This is a genomic window from Geobacillus thermodenitrificans subsp. thermodenitrificans DSM 465 (assembly GCF_000496575.1).
Classification (GTDB): Bacteria; Bacillota; Bacilli; order Bacillales; family Anoxybacillaceae; genus Geobacillus; species Geobacillus thermodenitrificans.
This window is the reverse complement of sequence record NZ_AYKT01000001.1, coordinates 208,218-223,203: the sequence shown is the minus strand read 5'-3', so window position 1 is coordinate 223,203 and position 14,986 is coordinate 208,218. Positions and strand designations below refer to the sequence as shown.

Annotated in this window: 16 protein-coding genes and 1 other annotated feature; all 16 genes read right to left on the bottom strand. The window is 52.1% G+C overall.

Annotated features, from left to right (window positions below):
• Positions 1–1,287: a dihydroorotase gene (locus DSM465_RS0101190; protein ID WP_029760428.1), complete on the bottom strand. Its 1,287-nt coding sequence runs from the start codon at positions 1,285–1,287 to the stop codon at positions 1–3.
• Positions 1,250–2,176, bottom strand: a complete 927-nt coding sequence (locus DSM465_RS0101185; RefSeq protein WP_029760427.1) for an aspartate carbamoyltransferase catalytic subunit — start codon at positions 2,174–2,176, stop codon at positions 1,250–1,252. The genes DSM465_RS0101190 and DSM465_RS0101185 overlap by 38 nt, the downstream gene beginning before the upstream one ends.
• 162 nt (positions 2,177–2,338) lie before the next feature.
• A complete protein-coding gene (locus DSM465_RS0101180) occupies positions 2,339–3,640 on the bottom strand; it encodes a solute carrier family 23 protein (RefSeq protein WP_008878660.1) in 1,302 nt (433 codons plus the stop codon).
• A 156-nt stretch (positions 3,641–3,796) separates the two neighbouring features.
• A complete protein-coding gene (gene pyrR, locus DSM465_RS0101175) occupies positions 3,797–4,336 on the bottom strand; it encodes a bifunctional pyr operon transcriptional regulator/uracil phosphoribosyltransferase PyrR (protein WP_008878661.1) in 540 nt (179 codons plus the stop codon).
• A 183-nt stretch (positions 4,337–4,519) separates the two neighbouring features.
• A complete protein-coding gene (locus DSM465_RS0101170) occupies positions 4,520–5,434 on the bottom strand; it encodes an RluA family pseudouridine synthase (RefSeq protein WP_008878662.1) in 915 nt (304 codons plus the stop codon).
• On the bottom strand, positions 5,435–5,917 hold the full coding sequence (lspA, locus tag DSM465_RS0101165; protein WP_008878663.1) for a signal peptidase II: 483 nt from the start codon (positions 5,915–5,917) through the stop codon (positions 5,435–5,437). It abuts the gene before it with no gap.
• A 93-nt stretch (positions 5,918–6,010) separates the two neighbouring features.
• The gene (gene ileS, locus DSM465_RS0101160; RefSeq protein ID WP_029760425.1) at positions 6,011–8,785 is read right to left on the bottom strand and encodes an isoleucine--tRNA ligase; all 2,775 of its coding nucleotides are present in this window, start codon (positions 8,783–8,785) and stop codon (positions 6,011–6,013) included.
• 55 nt (positions 8,786–8,840) lie between these two features.
• Positions 8,841–9,064, bottom strand: a binding site (T-box leader).
• Between the two features lie 90 nt (positions 9,065–9,154).
• Complete coding sequence (locus DSM465_RS0101155; RefSeq protein WP_008878666.1) at positions 9,155–9,667, bottom strand: DivIVA domain-containing protein; 513 nt, start codon at positions 9,665–9,667, stop codon at positions 9,155–9,157.
• 76 nt (positions 9,668–9,743) lie between these two features.
• Positions 9,744–10,517: a YlmH family RNA-binding protein gene (locus tag DSM465_RS0101150; RefSeq protein ID WP_008878667.1), complete on the bottom strand. Its 774-nt coding sequence runs from the start codon at positions 10,515–10,517 to the stop codon at positions 9,744–9,746.
• Positions 10,518–10,637: 120 nt separating this feature from the next.
• A complete protein-coding gene (locus DSM465_RS0101145; RefSeq protein ID WP_008878668.1) occupies positions 10,638–10,910 on the bottom strand; it encodes a YggT family protein in 273 nt (90 codons plus the stop codon).
• 3 nt (positions 10,911–10,913) lie between these two features.
• Entirely contained in the window at positions 10,914–11,345 is a 432-nt protein-coding gene (locus tag DSM465_RS0101140) for a cell division protein SepF (RefSeq protein ID WP_008878669.1), read from the bottom strand.
• A gap of 12 nt (positions 11,346–11,357) precedes the next feature.
• Positions 11,358–12,032 carry a YggS family pyridoxal phosphate-dependent enzyme gene (locus DSM465_RS0101135; RefSeq protein ID WP_008878670.1) on the bottom strand — a complete coding sequence of 225 codons (675 nt, stop codon included), beginning with the start codon at positions 12,030–12,032 and terminating at the stop codon, positions 11,358–11,360.
• A complete protein-coding gene (gene pgeF / locus DSM465_RS0101130) occupies positions 12,029–12,853 on the bottom strand; it encodes a peptidoglycan editing factor PgeF (protein ID WP_029760424.1) in 825 nt (274 codons plus the stop codon). The genes DSM465_RS0101135 and pgeF overlap by 4 nt, the downstream gene beginning before the upstream one ends.
• A 132-nt stretch (positions 12,854–12,985) precedes the next feature.
• Positions 12,986–13,228: a YlmC/YmxH family sporulation protein gene (locus tag DSM465_RS0101125; protein ID WP_008878672.1), complete on the bottom strand. Its 243-nt coding sequence runs from the start codon at positions 13,226–13,228 to the stop codon at positions 12,986–12,988.
• A gap of 95 nt (positions 13,229–13,323) precedes the next feature.
• A complete protein-coding gene (gene sigG / locus DSM465_RS0101120; protein WP_008878673.1) occupies positions 13,324–14,103 on the bottom strand; it encodes an RNA polymerase sporulation sigma factor SigG in 780 nt (259 codons plus the stop codon).
• Between the two features lie 121 nt (positions 14,104–14,224).
• Positions 14,225–14,944 (bottom strand): RNA polymerase sporulation sigma factor SigE, encoded by a 720-nt coding sequence (sigE, locus tag DSM465_RS0101115; RefSeq protein WP_008878674.1) that lies wholly within the window; start codon positions 14,942–14,944, stop codon positions 14,225–14,227.
• Between the last annotated feature and the right edge of the window lie 42 nt (positions 14,945–14,986).

Sequence of the window (14,986 nt, the reverse complement as noted above, 5' to 3'; positions counted from 1 at the left end):
TTATGCCCTTCCTTTCTCCCATACGAGTGTTCCACCAACAAACGTCATCACCGGCCATCCTTGACATCTCCATCCGGCAAACGGCGTATTGTTTCCTTTGGAGGCAAATGTCTCTGGATCAATCGGTTCTTCTGTTTCTAAATCAATGACCGTGATATCCGCCGGTGCTCCGACCTCGAGTCGCCCTGTTTGCAAGCCGAAACATTGCGCTGGTTTGATCGTCAACCAATCGACAAGCTGTTTTAACGTAAACACGTTCTTTTTGACAAAATGGGTGTACAAAAGCGGGAATGCCGTTTCCAATCCGACGATGCCAAACGGCGCCGCCTCCATTCCTTTCACTTTTTCCGCTGCTGTATGCGGCGCGTGGTCGGTGGCAATGAAATCGATCGTGCCGTCGAGCAGCCCTTCAATTAACGCTTCACGGTCAGCGCGGCTGCGCAGCGGCGGATTCATTTTATAGTTCGCATCAAGCCTCGGAATGTCCTCATCGCATAGGAGGAGATGATGCGGCGTCACTTCCGCGGTGACGCAGATACCAGCCCGCTTTGCGTCACGGACGACGCGCACCGATTCTTTCGTGCTAATATGGCAGACATGATAGTGGCACCCGGTCGCTTCGGCGAGCAAAACATCGCGGGCGATGTGCACCGCTTCACAGACCGACGGGATGCCAGCGATCCCGTATCGGCGCGCAAAATCGCCGTCATGCACCGCACCGCCGTTTTTTAACGTATCGTCCTCGCAGTGGGCAACGATCGCCATATCGAGGGCGGCGGCCCGTTTCATCGCTTCAAACATCATCCCCGCTGATTGCACTCCGACGCCGTCATCAGTAAAGGCGAACGCTCCCGCTTCTTTTAACGCGGCAAAATCGGTCAGCTCCTCCCCTTTTTGCCCGAGCGTGATCGAAGCATACGGCAACACACGGACATGCGCCGTTTCTTGGATGCGTCGCGCAAGCCATTCCATCTGCTCTTTCCGGTCCGGCACCGGGTTTGTGTTTGGCATCGCCGCCACTGTCGTAAAGCCGCCTTTCGCAGCGGCGAGCGTGCCGGTTTCAATCGTTTCTTTCGCTTCTCCACCCGGCTCGCGCAAATGGACATGCACATCAATCAAGCCGGGAGCGATGAGTTTGCCCCCAACGTCGATCACGTCTTCTCCATTTGCTTCAAACAGCTGTTCATGATGGATCGCTGCAATGTTTCCGTGCTCTATTTTGATATGAGTTCGCACCAATTGCCCGTTTTCATTGAACGACATGCCATTTTTCAACCACATGGCCATGCTGCATTCTCCCTTCTATTGCCCGTTTTAAGACCGCCATCCGCACATAGACGCCATTTTCCATTTGTTTAAAAATGCGTGACGGTTTCGCTTCGACAAGCTGACTCGCGATTTCGACCCCACGATTGACCGGCGCCGGGTGCAGAATGATGGCGCCCGGTTTCATCAACTGTGCCCGCTCGAGCGTCAGCCCGTATTGTTGGTGGTACTCTTCTTTGGTTAATCCCATTTTTTCAGCGTGACGTTCGTGCTGGATGCGCAAAAGCATGACGACATCAGCGCGAGCGATGGCTTCATCGATCTCGACATAAGTCCCGTGCAGGTTCATGTCATCTTCCCATTCCGGCGGTCCGGAAAACAAGACGTTTGCCCCCAATCTTGTCAACACTTCCGCATTGGAGCGGGCGACGCGGCTATGACGAATGTCACCGATGATCACGACCGTCAACCCAGCAAACGTTCCAAACTCTTGACGAATTGTCAGCAAGTCAAGCAGTGATTGGGTCGGATGGTGTCCACAGCCGTCGCCGGCGTTAATGATCGAAACACCAACCGAATGACGGAGCGCTTCGAAATAGGCATCTTCGTGATGGCGGATAACCACAGCGTCAACCCCGATCGCTTCAAGCGTCTTGACCGTATCGTACAGCGTCTCTCCTTTTTGCACACTTGAGCGTTCCGGGTCAAATGGAATGACATGAAGCCCCAGTTTCCGCTCCGCCATCTCGAAGCTGCATTTCGTGCGCGTGCTCGGTTCAAAAAACAAGTTCGCTACATACATCGGCGTCGCTGGATGCCACGGACGCCCGTTGCGGAACGTCTCCGCTTCATCGAGCAAACGGTTGATTTCGGAAAGCGACAGTTCACTTAACGTGAGTAGATGGGTCATCAGTCTCTCTCCCTTTTCTTTTTGATAAAAAAACACCTTGCCGGCAAGGCAAGGTGTGACGATTGAGGCATGGCGGAGCAGAGGATAGACTCCGCCCCCATGCGCTTCGTTCCCACCTTTTTAAGCCTCGCTGGACTTAATTAAAAGGTGTTTTTATTTGATTTAGGCGACATGGTCGTTGCTTTTTTCTTCTTCAAATAAGTTTTCCGCTACTTGCGGCCGTCCTGGCAACACTAAGTTGAGCAGGACACCGACAATGGCTGACAACGCCATTCCAGTGATTTGAAAGCTCTCACTAATTTTTAGCACCGCCCCGCCAATTCCGATGACTAAAATGACCGAGGCGATGATTAAGTTGCGCGTCTGGCCAAAATCCACGCGGCTATCCACAAGCATACGCAAACCGGACGAGGCGATAATACCGAACAGTAAAATCGAGACGCCACCCATGACCGGTGTCGGAATCGAGCCAATCAGCGCCGTCACTTTGCCGACAAAACCGAACACGATGGCAATTACCGCTGCGCCGGCAAGCACGTAGACGCTGTAGACACGCGTGATCGCCAGCACACCAATGTTTTCCCCGTACGTCGTTTTCGGCGGGCCGCCAAGCAAAGCAGAAATCATCGTCGCTGTTCCGTCCCCTAAAATCGACCGGTGCAATCCTGGCTTCTGGATTAAGTCGCGGCCGACGACTTTGCTTAACACGAGCTGATGGCCGATATGCTCCGACAAGGTGACAATGGCGACTGGCACCATGAGCATGACAATCTCCGCGGTGATGCGCACCGGATAGTCAGCGAACGGGAGAAGGAAATCCGGCATTTCTATCCACTTTGCTTTCGCTACGTTCGATAAGTCAACGAGCCCGACTGCGAGGGCATAGACGTAACCGACGACGATGCCGACAAGCACTGGGATTAAGCTCAGCATGCCGCGCGCCAGTACCGAGCAAATGACCGTGGCGGCAAGCGTCACTAACGCGACCGAAAAATGGAGCAGACTGTAGTTGCCGTCCGGGCCGTTCATCGCCATTCCCACCGCCGTGCCGGCTAAACCGAGACCGATGACAATGATGACCGGACCGACGACGACCGGTGGCAACAGTTTCATCACCCAACGATATCCGGCCTTTTTAATGATGAGGGCGACGATGCCGTACACGAGCCCGGCAAGGAAGCTGCCGATCATGGCCGCACCCGGGCCACCGGCTGTTTTCGCCGCAATGATCGGCGCGATGTAGGCGAACGATGAGCCGAGATAGGCCGGTACTTGCCATTTCGTGATAAGCAAAAACGCGAGCGTCCCAAGCCCGCTTGTGAGCAGGGCGATCGAGGGGTCTAACCCAACCAAATACGGCACTAAAATCGTTGCCCCAAACATGGCGAATAAATGCTGCAAGCTTAACGTCACCCATTGCCCAACTGTCGGGCGGTCTTGAATATCCAGTATCGGTTTGTTCACTTTCCTTCACTCCTTTCGCTATCTAAGCGAATTTATCTTTTAGTGTGCACAAAAAAACCCTCTTGGCCCGCGAAGGCACAAAGAGGGTGCAGAAACAGCCGAAACCATTCCGCCCCTTTTGCAGCCTCGCGGGACTGCGCTTAAAAGGGAGCTGCTTTATTTTTCATGAATCGATACTTGATCAACCCCATCCACTTCGGCAAGTTCGACGACAATCACTTCGGCGCTGGACGTTGGCACGTTTTTACCAACGAAATCGGCGCGAATCGGAAGTTCCCTGTGGCCGCGGTCAACGAGCACCGCCAGTTGGATGCGCGCTGGGCGGCCCAAATCCATGACGGCATCCATCGCCGCTCGCACCGTCCGACCAGTAAACAGCACATCATCGACTAAAATGACTTTCTGTTCGCTCACCGGAAACGGTACGTTCGTTCCCTTGACGAGCGGCTCATGGTCTTCTGTTTTCATCGTCAAATCATCGCGGTACAGCGTAATATCGAGTTCACCGACCGGAACCGATGTTCCTTCAATTTGTTCGATCCGCTCAGCCAAGCGGCGCGCCAAATAAATGCCGCGCGTTTTAATCCCTACCAATACGCAGCCATCGATTCCTTTGTTCCGTTCGATAATTTCGTGAGCGATGCGCGTTAAAGCACGGCGAATCGCTTGTTCATCCATCACAACAGCTTTTTGCATGCGAACCACCTCCGTCGACACAAAAAAATCCCCCGCCTGTGAAGCGGGGGCATGGCCGATTGCCAGCAGACAAAATGGGCATACGCCATCTATTTTTACATCCGACCCCTTCTCAGCCTCACAGGACTGAATTTAAAGGTTCCTGTTCACTTGCTTTCATTGTAAAGCGGCCGCCTCCGTTTGTCAATTGTTTTTTCGCAACCATTCGAGCAGTTCGGCAAACTCCGGCGGCAGCGGTGCTTCAAATTCCAAATAGTCGCCGCTTCGCGGATGACGGAAGCCGAGCACCCCGGCGTGCAATGCTTGGCCCTCGATCGAGAGCGTTTTTTTCGGCCCGTATTGCGGATCGCCAGCAAGCGGGTAGCCGATGTATTTCATATGGACGCGAATTTGGTGCGTCCTCCCCGTCTCAAGCTGGCATTCGACATACGTATATTGACGGAACCGCTCTAGCACGCGGAAATGGGTGACTGCTTCCTTTCCGTTTTCATCGGTAACCGCCATTTTTTTTCGGTCGCGTTTGTCGCGGCCGATCGGGGCATCGATCGTACCGTAATCGTGCGGAATAACGCCGTGAACAATCGCCTTGTAGCGGCGCGTCACGGTTTTGTTGACAAGCTGCTCCACAAGCGAGCGGTGGGCGGCGTCATTTTTCGCCACCATCAGAAGCCCTGATGTATCTTTGTCAATCCGATGGACAATGCCGGGACGGAGCACGCCGTTAATGCCGGACAAGTCGCGGCAATGGGCGAGCAAAGCGTTCACAAGCGTGCCGCGCATATGCCCGGGCGCCGGGTGGACGACCATGCCGCGCGGCTTGTTGACAACAAGCACGTCTTCATCTTCATAATAAATGTCAAGCGGGATCGGCTCCGGCTCAACATGAAGCGGCTCCGGTTCCGGCGGCGAGATAGCGACGGTATCGCCCAGTTCGGACTTGTAATTCGCCTTCACTGTACGGCCGTTGACCGTCACGAGCCCATTTTTAATCCATTGCTGCACTTGCGAACGCGACCATTCATCATTTAGCGCAGCGATCACTTTATCGATCCGCTCGCCGTCATATTCCTCTTCGATGTGAAATGTGATCGTATCCATCTACTCATTCCCTTTCTCTGGTGTTGCGAAAAAAAACATATGGATAAACAGCAAGATGACGCCGACAGTCAGCGCTGAGTCAGCGATATTGAACACCGGAAAGCTGTATGTGCCGATGTACGTATGGATAAAGTCGACCACTTCTTTCCGGAACACACGGTCAATAAAATTGCCGATCGCCCCGCCGAGCATCAGGCCAAGGCCTATGCCGGCCAATCGTTCTGAAGGCCGCAAGCGGCGGATGTAGATGATGATCCCAGCTACAACGATGACTGTCACTAAATAAAACAGCCAAAACTGTCCTTGCAACATGCCCCACGCTGCACCGCGATTGCGGTGCGATGTAATGTAGAGGACATTGTCGATCATCGGGATGCTCTCCCCGAGCTGCATATAGCGGACAACAAGCCATTTTGTCCATTGATCCAGAGCGATCACCGCCGCTGCGAGCAAATAATAGATCACCGCGCGAAATCCCCCCACGTTTCCGATTTATCCTTTCAGCATTGTACCATACTTGGCCATGGCAAACAAACGAAGCGGCAAGGCCGCCAGGAAGGCAGCCTGCCGCTTTTGTTATGCCGAATAATGTTCGTTCACAATATGTGCGCAGCGCGGACAAAGCGTCGGGTGGGACTCATCGCGTCCGACGTCCGGTGTCACCGTCCAGCAACGTTCGCACGTCTCACCTTCCGCCGGGCGAACGATGACGGCCACATGGTTGAGCCGTTCTGCTTCGGCTGGCGCGGCGTCATACGATTCATCGGCGACCGAAAACGCGGAAACGATGAGAAGTTGGCGCAAGTCCTCGTTGATCGAAGCCAAAAGCGCCCGCACTTCGTCTTTCGGGTAAACAGTGACGCTCGCCGTGAGCGACTTACCGATCACTTTTTCATTACGCGCATTCTCGAGCGCTTTTAAAATGTCATCTCGTACATCCATAAACGCATCCCATTTCGCAAGCAGCGCTTCTTCACCATCGATGGCCATTGACTCCGGCATGTCGGTGAGCTGGACGCTTTCCACTTGCTCTTTCCGGTTCGGGATATGCTCCCACACTTCATCGGCCGTGTGCGGCAAAATCGGCGCAATGAGCTTCGCCAAGGCGACAACCGTTTCATACAGCACCGTCTGCACCGCACGGCGGGCACGACAATCGGCCGCTTCGATGTACAAAATGTCTTTCGCCATATCCAAATAAAATGCGCTTAACTCGACGGTGCAGAAATGGTTCATCTCATGATAAACAGCAGCAAAATCATAGCTGTCATACGCCTTTTTCACTTTAGCGATGAGTTTATTTAATTTCGCTAACATGTAGCGATCGACTTCGCCAAGCTCCCCAACCGGCACAGCGTTTTGATTCGGGTCAAAATCAAACAAGTTGCCGAGCATAAAGCGGAACGTATTGCGGATTTTCCGATACACTTCGGACACTTGTTTTAAAATGTTATCGGAAATGCGTACATCCGCCTGATAGTCAACCGAGGCGACCCAAAGGCGTAAAATGTCGGCACCGAGCTGTTCCATGACTTTGGCCGGCACGACGACGTTGCCGAGCGATTTGCTCATTTTTCGCCCTTCGCCGTCTAAAACGAAGCCATGGCTTAACACCCCTTTATACGGTGCTTTTCCGGTGACGGCAACGGCTGTAGACAGCGACGAGTTAAACCAGCCGCGATATTGGTCAGATCCTTCTAAGTATAAATCAGCCGGACGCTCTAGGTCATCGCGTTCAACAAGCACGGCTTGATGCGACGAACCGGAGTCAAACCAGACGTCCATAATATCCGTCTCTTTCGTAAAGAGGCCGTTCGGGCTGGACGGATGGGTGAATCCTTCCGGCAATAAGTCTTTCGCCTCACGCTCAAACCAAACATTCGAGCCGTACTGGCGGAATAGGTTTGACACGTGCTCGATCGTCTCATCTGTGATGATCGGCTCGCCGTTTTCGCCGTAAAAGACCGGAATTGGCACGCCCCAAGCGCGTTGGCGGGAGATGCACCAGTCACCGCGGTCGCGCACCATGTTATGGATGCGGATTTCTCCCCATTCTGGCACCCATTTCGTTTCCTTGATGGCATCAAGAAGTTGATCACGAATTTTATCAATGGAGGCAAACCATTGTGTCGTCGCTCGGAAAATTGTCGGTTGCTTCGTCCGCCAATCATGCGGATACGAGTGGGTAATGAAGCTGAGCTTAAGGAGCGCTCCAACTTCCTCGAGCTTTTGTGTAATCGCTTTGTTCGCCTCGTCGTAAAACATCCCTGCAAATCCAGGCGCTTCTTCTGTCATATAGCCGCGCTCATCAACCGGGCAAAGAACCGGAAGCCCGTATTTTTGTCCGACGATAAAGTCGTCTTCCCCGTGTCCTGGTGCCGTATGAACGCAGCCGGTACCGGCGTCGGTCGTGACGTGCTCGCCGCAGACGACAAGCGAGTCGCGCTCGTAAAACGGATGTTTGGCGACTACGTACTCAAGTTCTTTTCCTTTTACCGTTTTGACGACGGACCATGCCTCCCAGCCGACTTCTTTCGCTACCGATTCCGCCAAGGCCGCAGCAACAACGTATTTTTGCCCGTTTGCTTCGACAATATAGTAGTCCAAATCCGGGTGAACGGCGATCGCCAAGTTCGCTGGAATCGTCCACGGTGTCGTCGTCCAAATGACGATTCGTTCATCCCCTTGAAGCACACCTTTACCATCTTTAACTGGGAACGCGACATAAATCGACGGCGACCGTTTGTCTTTATATTCGATTTCCGCTTCGGCGAGCGCCGATTCGCTCGACGGCGACCAATACACCGGCTTCAGCCCTTTATAAATGAGCCCTTTTTTCGCCATTTCACCGAACACTTTAATTTGCTGGGCTTCGTATTCCGGCTTGAGCGTAATGTACGGGTTGTCCCAATCGCCCCGCACCCCGAGCCGTTTAAACTGTTGGCGCTGGTTGTCGATTTGCTCATACGCGTATTGTTCGCACAGCTTGCGGAACTCAGCGACACTCATCGATTTGCGGTCGACACCTTGCTTCGTCAGTGCCGTTTCAATCGGTAAGCCATGTGTATCCCAGCCAGGCACATACGGCGCACAAAAGCCGCTCATCGACTTGTAGCGGACGATAATATCTTTTAAAATTTTATTTAATGCATGGCCCATATGAATATCACCGTTGGCGTATGGCGGGCCGTCGTGCAGCACAAACAGCGGCCGTCCTTTCGTCCGCTCCTGCACTTTCCGGTAAATGTCCATTTCCTCCCATTTTTTTTGCATTTCCGGCTCCCGCTTCGGCAAGTTGCCACGCATCGGGAACTCCGTTTGCGGCATGAGCAGCGTCTCTTTGTAGTCCATCTCTCTTTGCTCCTCCTCCAAGAATCAAATCAAAATAAAAAACCGTTCTCTCCCGGCAAGGGACGAGAACGGTCTCGCGGTACCACCCTTTTTGGCCATGACAAATCAACGCATAGCCCACTTTTCATTCGTAACGGGAATGACGCGCCATGGCCTACTTTGACGTTCGGCATGGAACTCCAGGGTGATGTTCACTCTTGCGCCGATACCGGGCTCCCACCATCCCCGGCTCGCTGCAACCAGCTATTCAAGAGCTACTGTCCCTATCATCGTCGATCGCATGTTTTCTTCGCTCAAAAGCCAACCGCACCAATGGCGGTCAGCACAACGATTTTTGCCATTTATTATAAATGAGACAAATGGCGTTCGTCAAGGCTGGGACAGCGGTTCTTTCATCTCTTCCTCCAAGTCAGGCATCTCGTATTCCATCAAGTCATCCCAATCGCGGTTGTTAATCATGTCCAGCTGTGCTTCGACGAGCATGCGGAAGCGGGTGCGGAACACTTTCGATTGCCGCTTCAATTCTTCAATTTCCATCGCGATTTTTCGCGATTTCGCCAACGCATCGCTGATAATGCGTTCAGCGTTTTTCTCCGCTTCTTTAATGATCAGCTTCGCCTCTTTTTGCGCATTGCGCTTCACTTCCTCCGCCGTTTCTTGGGCGACAAGAATCGACTTGTTCAATGTTTCCTCAATATTAGAAAAATAGTTCAGTTTTTCCGTCAGCTCCGCAACTTTTTCTTCGAGCTGCCGCTTTTCGCGAATGAGCATTTCGTAGTCTTTAATGATTTGATCAAGAAACTCGTTCACTTCATCTTCGTCATACCCGCGAAATCCGCGGCTGAATTCCTTGTTGTGAATATCTAATGGCGTTAACGGCACAATGGCCACCTCCGTCTCCATCTTTCCTTTTCTTGCTTAATTCGACACGATTTGCCCATTTCCTGCTGCTGTTTGATTATTTTTGTCGGCCGATACGCACGAGCCAGCGCTCTTTTTTCGTCGGCCCTTCCACAGAAAACAGCTTGCAGCGACCAAAACCACGCGCTGACAACACATCACCCGGTCCGCAGACGAAATCCGGCTTGTCCACCACTCTCCAGTTCACTTTGACAAGCCCGCTTTCAACAAGCGTTCGCGCCTTATCACGCGCGAGACGGAATGCTTGGGCAAGCACAGCATCAAGCCGCAGCGAAGAGACGGTCACCGTCCCTTCTTGCCATGTTTCTTCAATCGGCATGGCAGCCGACAGCGGCAACGGCTCAAGTGTAACTCGAGCTTTGCCGATCGTCTCGACATGAAGACGAATGTAATCGGCCACCTCCGCGGCGGCGAAAAATTGGATTTCTCCTCCTTGGACGAGAATATCACCGAACTTGCCGCGCCGCAAACCGAGCGACATGAGTGCACCTAAGACGTCGCGGTGTTCAAGGGAAATGAATTTATCCGGATAGCGGACAGCAAACAAGACGATGTCATAGTCGCCTTCATCCGGCTCGATATACGGCGGATAAAGAAACGCCCGCTTCCGCTCGGCGAACGGGACGCCGCCAAAAAAGGACACACGCACGTCTTCATCGCTGCCGACAATGCTTTGGACGATTTGCTGCTCACGCGGGTCAAGAAAATCCGTCAGCTTAGGTGCGTATTGGCGGCTCACCGTGTCCTTCCACTCGAGCACTTGATCAATGAATGGGTGTTCCTCTTTACGAAAGTGCTGATACAGTTCCATTCCCGTTCACTCCGTATTCATTAAAGAAAGGAACCCGCAATGGATTCCTCTCCATGAGCGCTGCCCATTGACCTTCATCATCAGGCTGCAGCAAATGCCGCCAACGGCGCAAAACGGCGGCTAAAACTGCGCTTTAAGGATATCAAACAATGCATATAGCCCTCTTGTCGCAAACTCAAGGACAATAAAGGCGACGATCGGGGAGATGTCAATGATGCCAAGCGGCGGGATAACGCGCCGAAATGGCTCTAGATACGGCTCGCAAATGGTAGCGAGCAACTGGCCGAACCGCGTCTCACGGGCGTTCGGAAACCATGACATTAAAATATAAATGATCAACGCATACGAATATACTTGAATGAGCGTCGTCAAAAACGTGAGCACATAATCCAACGGCTACCACCTCTTCATCGGTCTGTCATCCTCGCCATCAAGCGAAATCGCGCCGCTGACGTCAACGTTTTCCGGCGTGCATAAAAAAATTTTCGTGCCGACTTGCTGAATGTCACCGCCAATGGCGTACACGGTACCGCTTAAAAAGTCGACGATCCGTTTTGCCTGCTCATGCTGGATACGCTGCAAATTGACGATGACCGCCCGCCGGCTTTTCAAATGGTCGGCAATCTCTTGCGCCTCGGCGTACACCCGCGGCTCGGCAAGCACGACCTTCGCTGATTTTTGCACGCTTTGCAAGCTGACAACATTCGTCTTGTTGGCTGTCTTCAGCGGCAGCGCCTCCTCTTCCTGCTGCGGCGCTTCATATTCTTCTTCATAGTCTTCGTAGTCTTCCTCTAAAAAATAATCGCGAAATTTTTTCATCAATCCCACCCGTCTCACCTCCTACAATGATCCGACAAGCGCACTGCCGATGCGTACAAACGTCGCTCCTTCCTCGATGGCGATCTCATAGTCGTTTGACATGCCCATCGACAGCTCGGTGCATGGTGCATAAGGCAAATTTAACGCCTGGACGCGTTCTTTGAGCATTCGCAATTGACGGAAACAAGCGCGCAATACACTTTTGTCCTCCGTATGCGGCGCCATCGTCATCAATCCGATCACTTCAATGCATGGAAACGAGCGAAGCTGTTCGATAAACGGGACTGTTTCGTCAGGGGCGAGCCCGTGCTTCGTCGCCTCACCTGATACGTTCACCTGCACAAAACATTTCACTGGACGCACCGCCCGCTTCTCAATCTCCTTAGCAAGCGAAAGGCGGTCAAGCGAATGAATGTAATCGACTTTATCGATAATCTCCTTCACCTTGCGCGACTGGAGCGTCCCAATAAAATGCCACGTCGCTTGTTTCCCGATAACCTCATATTTTTGCAGCAGTTGGTCGGAACGGTTTTCGCCGAGGTCGACAATGCCGGCATCAAGCACCTCCTGCGCTCTTGCCGCATTAATATATTTCGTTACTGCTACGATGCGTACGTCGGCCGGATCGCGGCCAACGCGGGCGCAAGCTCCCTCAATTTGCCGGCGAATGGCAGCTAAGTTGTCACGTACCGTCATGTCGTCTCCTCCCTTCGGCCGATGAACGCCAACATCCGTCCCGTTGTCCCGCGGTCGCGGCGGTGAGAAAAAAACAGTGTCTCCTCACAGCTTGTACAGCGTTCGGACACGTAAATATGGCTATCAGGAACACCGGCAGCAATAAGCTGCAACCGATTCGCCTCCTTTAAGTCAAGCGCATATTGCCCTGGGCTTGTTTCACGCCATGGCAAAGGGCTGCCCGCAGGAACAGTCGAACGCAAACCGTCGATCACCCGGTCATCGACCGTGTAGCAGCACGGGCCGATGGCTGGTCCAATGGCAGCGTACATATCAGCGGGTGCAACATGCTCGCGTTCTTGCCAAAGCCGTACCATGTTTTGAGCGATACCGCCGGCCGTTCCTCGCCAACCAGCATGAGCAAGACCGACCAAGCCGACGGATGGAGCCATAAAATAGACAGGCACACAATCAGCAAAACAAAGGGCGAGCAATACTCCCGCCTCATCCGTATACAACCCGTCAGCGCCCCGAACTGCTGTAGCGAAATCTTGTGCCCCGCTTCCCCGATCGCTTTTCGTCACTTTCTGGATCACGGCGCCGTGCACTTGCTCACAGCACACCCAATCATCAAGGGGAAAAACAAGCGATGCGGCTAGACGGCGCCGATTATTGACGACGGCAGTGCGGTCGTCGCCAACATGCAGTCCCATATTCAAGGAAGCGAACGATCCTTTGCTTTCCCCGCCTTGTTTCGTCGTTATCCCTGCGACGGCCCCGGCGAATGGGGGAGCCCCGCAGAGAAGCCATTCATAAGCCGTTTGTTGAAAAATGTCCGGCATTCGTGTCAACCTCACGCTTTTTTTGTAGATTTTTATCACTTTTTTTCCTATTTTATCATAGTTTGCTTAAACGTGATAACCTTTATTTACAATTTTGTTGAAACATTAGTGTCTCAACATAGTATCATAGCATCACTCCGTATCGTGCAAACGGACTAGAATGACATCAGCTCCGATTTTGACAATGTTTTGCCACGGAATGACGACCGCTTCCTCACGCCCAAACAGCCCGAGCATCTTTCCAGCTCCTAAAATAATCAATGAACGAATTTTGCCTGTATCGAGATCGATGTCAATATCCCCAATATTGCCGAGCTTTTTCCCATTGGCTACATTGACAACATCTTTTGTCTGAAACTCTGAAATTCTCATCACGGTTCATTCCCCCGCCTTTCCTCTCCTCTTTTTCATCTATATGACGCCGCCAAACAGGTTATGTAACAAAGAAAAAAGGCTGCTCCAGCAGCCGCTCACACTTGGATGTTTTTATTCATTTGCCGGATCGCTGCTTTTTCCAACCGCGATACTTGCGCTTGGGAAATACCGATTTCCTCAGCGACCTCCATTTGTGTTTTCCCTTGGAAAAATCGTTTGCGGATGATCATTTTTTCCCGCTCATTTAACCGCCGCAACCCTTCTTTCAATGCGATTTCTTCAATCCATTGACTGTCGCGGTTGCGCTCATCGCTCAGCTGATCCATCACGTAAATCGGATCGCCGCCGTCATTGTAAATCGGTTCAAATAGCGAAACCGGATCTTGAATGGCATCGAGGGCCAAAACGACTTCTTCATGGGCGACACCAAGTTCTTTCGCAATCTCTTCCGTCGACGGCTCTTTCGCTGTCTCACCCATAAGCCGCTCTCGCACTTGCAACGCTTTGTAGGCAATATCGCGCAGCGAGCGCGAAACGCGGATCGGATTGTTGTCACGCAAATAGCGGCGGATTTCGCCGATAATCATCGGCACCGCATACGTGGAAAACTTAACATTTTGATTTAAATCAAAATTATCAATCGATTTCATAAGTCCGATGCAACCGACTTGAAACAAATCATCAACAAATTCGCCACGGTTGTTAAAGCGTTGGATGACGCTCAACACAAGGCGCAAATTGCCGTTTACTAATTTTTCTCTCGCCTCCAAATCCCCTTCATGCATCCGTTGAAACAGTTCACGCATTTCCTCATTTTTGAGGACGGGAAGCTTTGAAGTATCCACGCCGCAAATCTCGACTTTGTTCCTCGTCAAGTTGTTCCCTCCCATCAGGAGATGCTAAGTCGTCAGTTTTCAGTATCTCCTTAGGAGGGAAAAATATGCACAGCCTGTCCGGGCTGAAAAAAAGCGGCAGAGCATCTGCCCCTGCCGCCGGCTACATCATCTTATTGAATTCTTTACGCAACCGTTTAATGATCCGCTTCTCAAGCCGCGATATGTACGATTGCGAAATACCGAGCAAATCAGCAACATCTTTTTGCGTTTTTTCCTCACCACCCGAAAGACCAAAACGCAGTTCCATAATTTGCTTTTCACGGTCGCTCAGCTGGCGCAAGGCGTTCAGCAACAGGCGCCGATCGACATCCGCTTCCAAGTCTTTCGTAATCACATCATCTTCCGTGCCGAGCACATCAGACAGCAGCAACTCATTGCCGTCCCAGTCAATATTCAACGGCTCATCAAATGACACTTCCGCCCGCACTTTATTATTGCGGCGCAAATACATTAAAATTTCATTTTCAATGCAGCGTGAAGCATATGTCGCCAGCTTGATTTTTTTCTCTGGATTGAACGTGTTGACCGCCTTAATCAGTCCGATCGTTCCAATGCTGATCAAGTCCTCGATATGAATGCCGGTGTTTTCAAATTTGCGCGCGATGTAAACGACAAGGCGTAAGTTGCGCTCGATGAGAAGCGACCGCGCTGTCTTATCACCGACCGCCAACCGCTCGATCAGCCGTTCCTCTTCCTCTTTCGTCAGCGGCGGAGGGAGCGCTTCACTGCCGCCGATATAATAAATCTCATCCGTCTTCAAACCGAGTTTCGCCAGAAGCTTATACACCCAATACATGAAGCGAAGTTTCCACTTTTTCATAAAAATCCCCCTTCTAAACGGATAAAAAGCGAGTATGATATA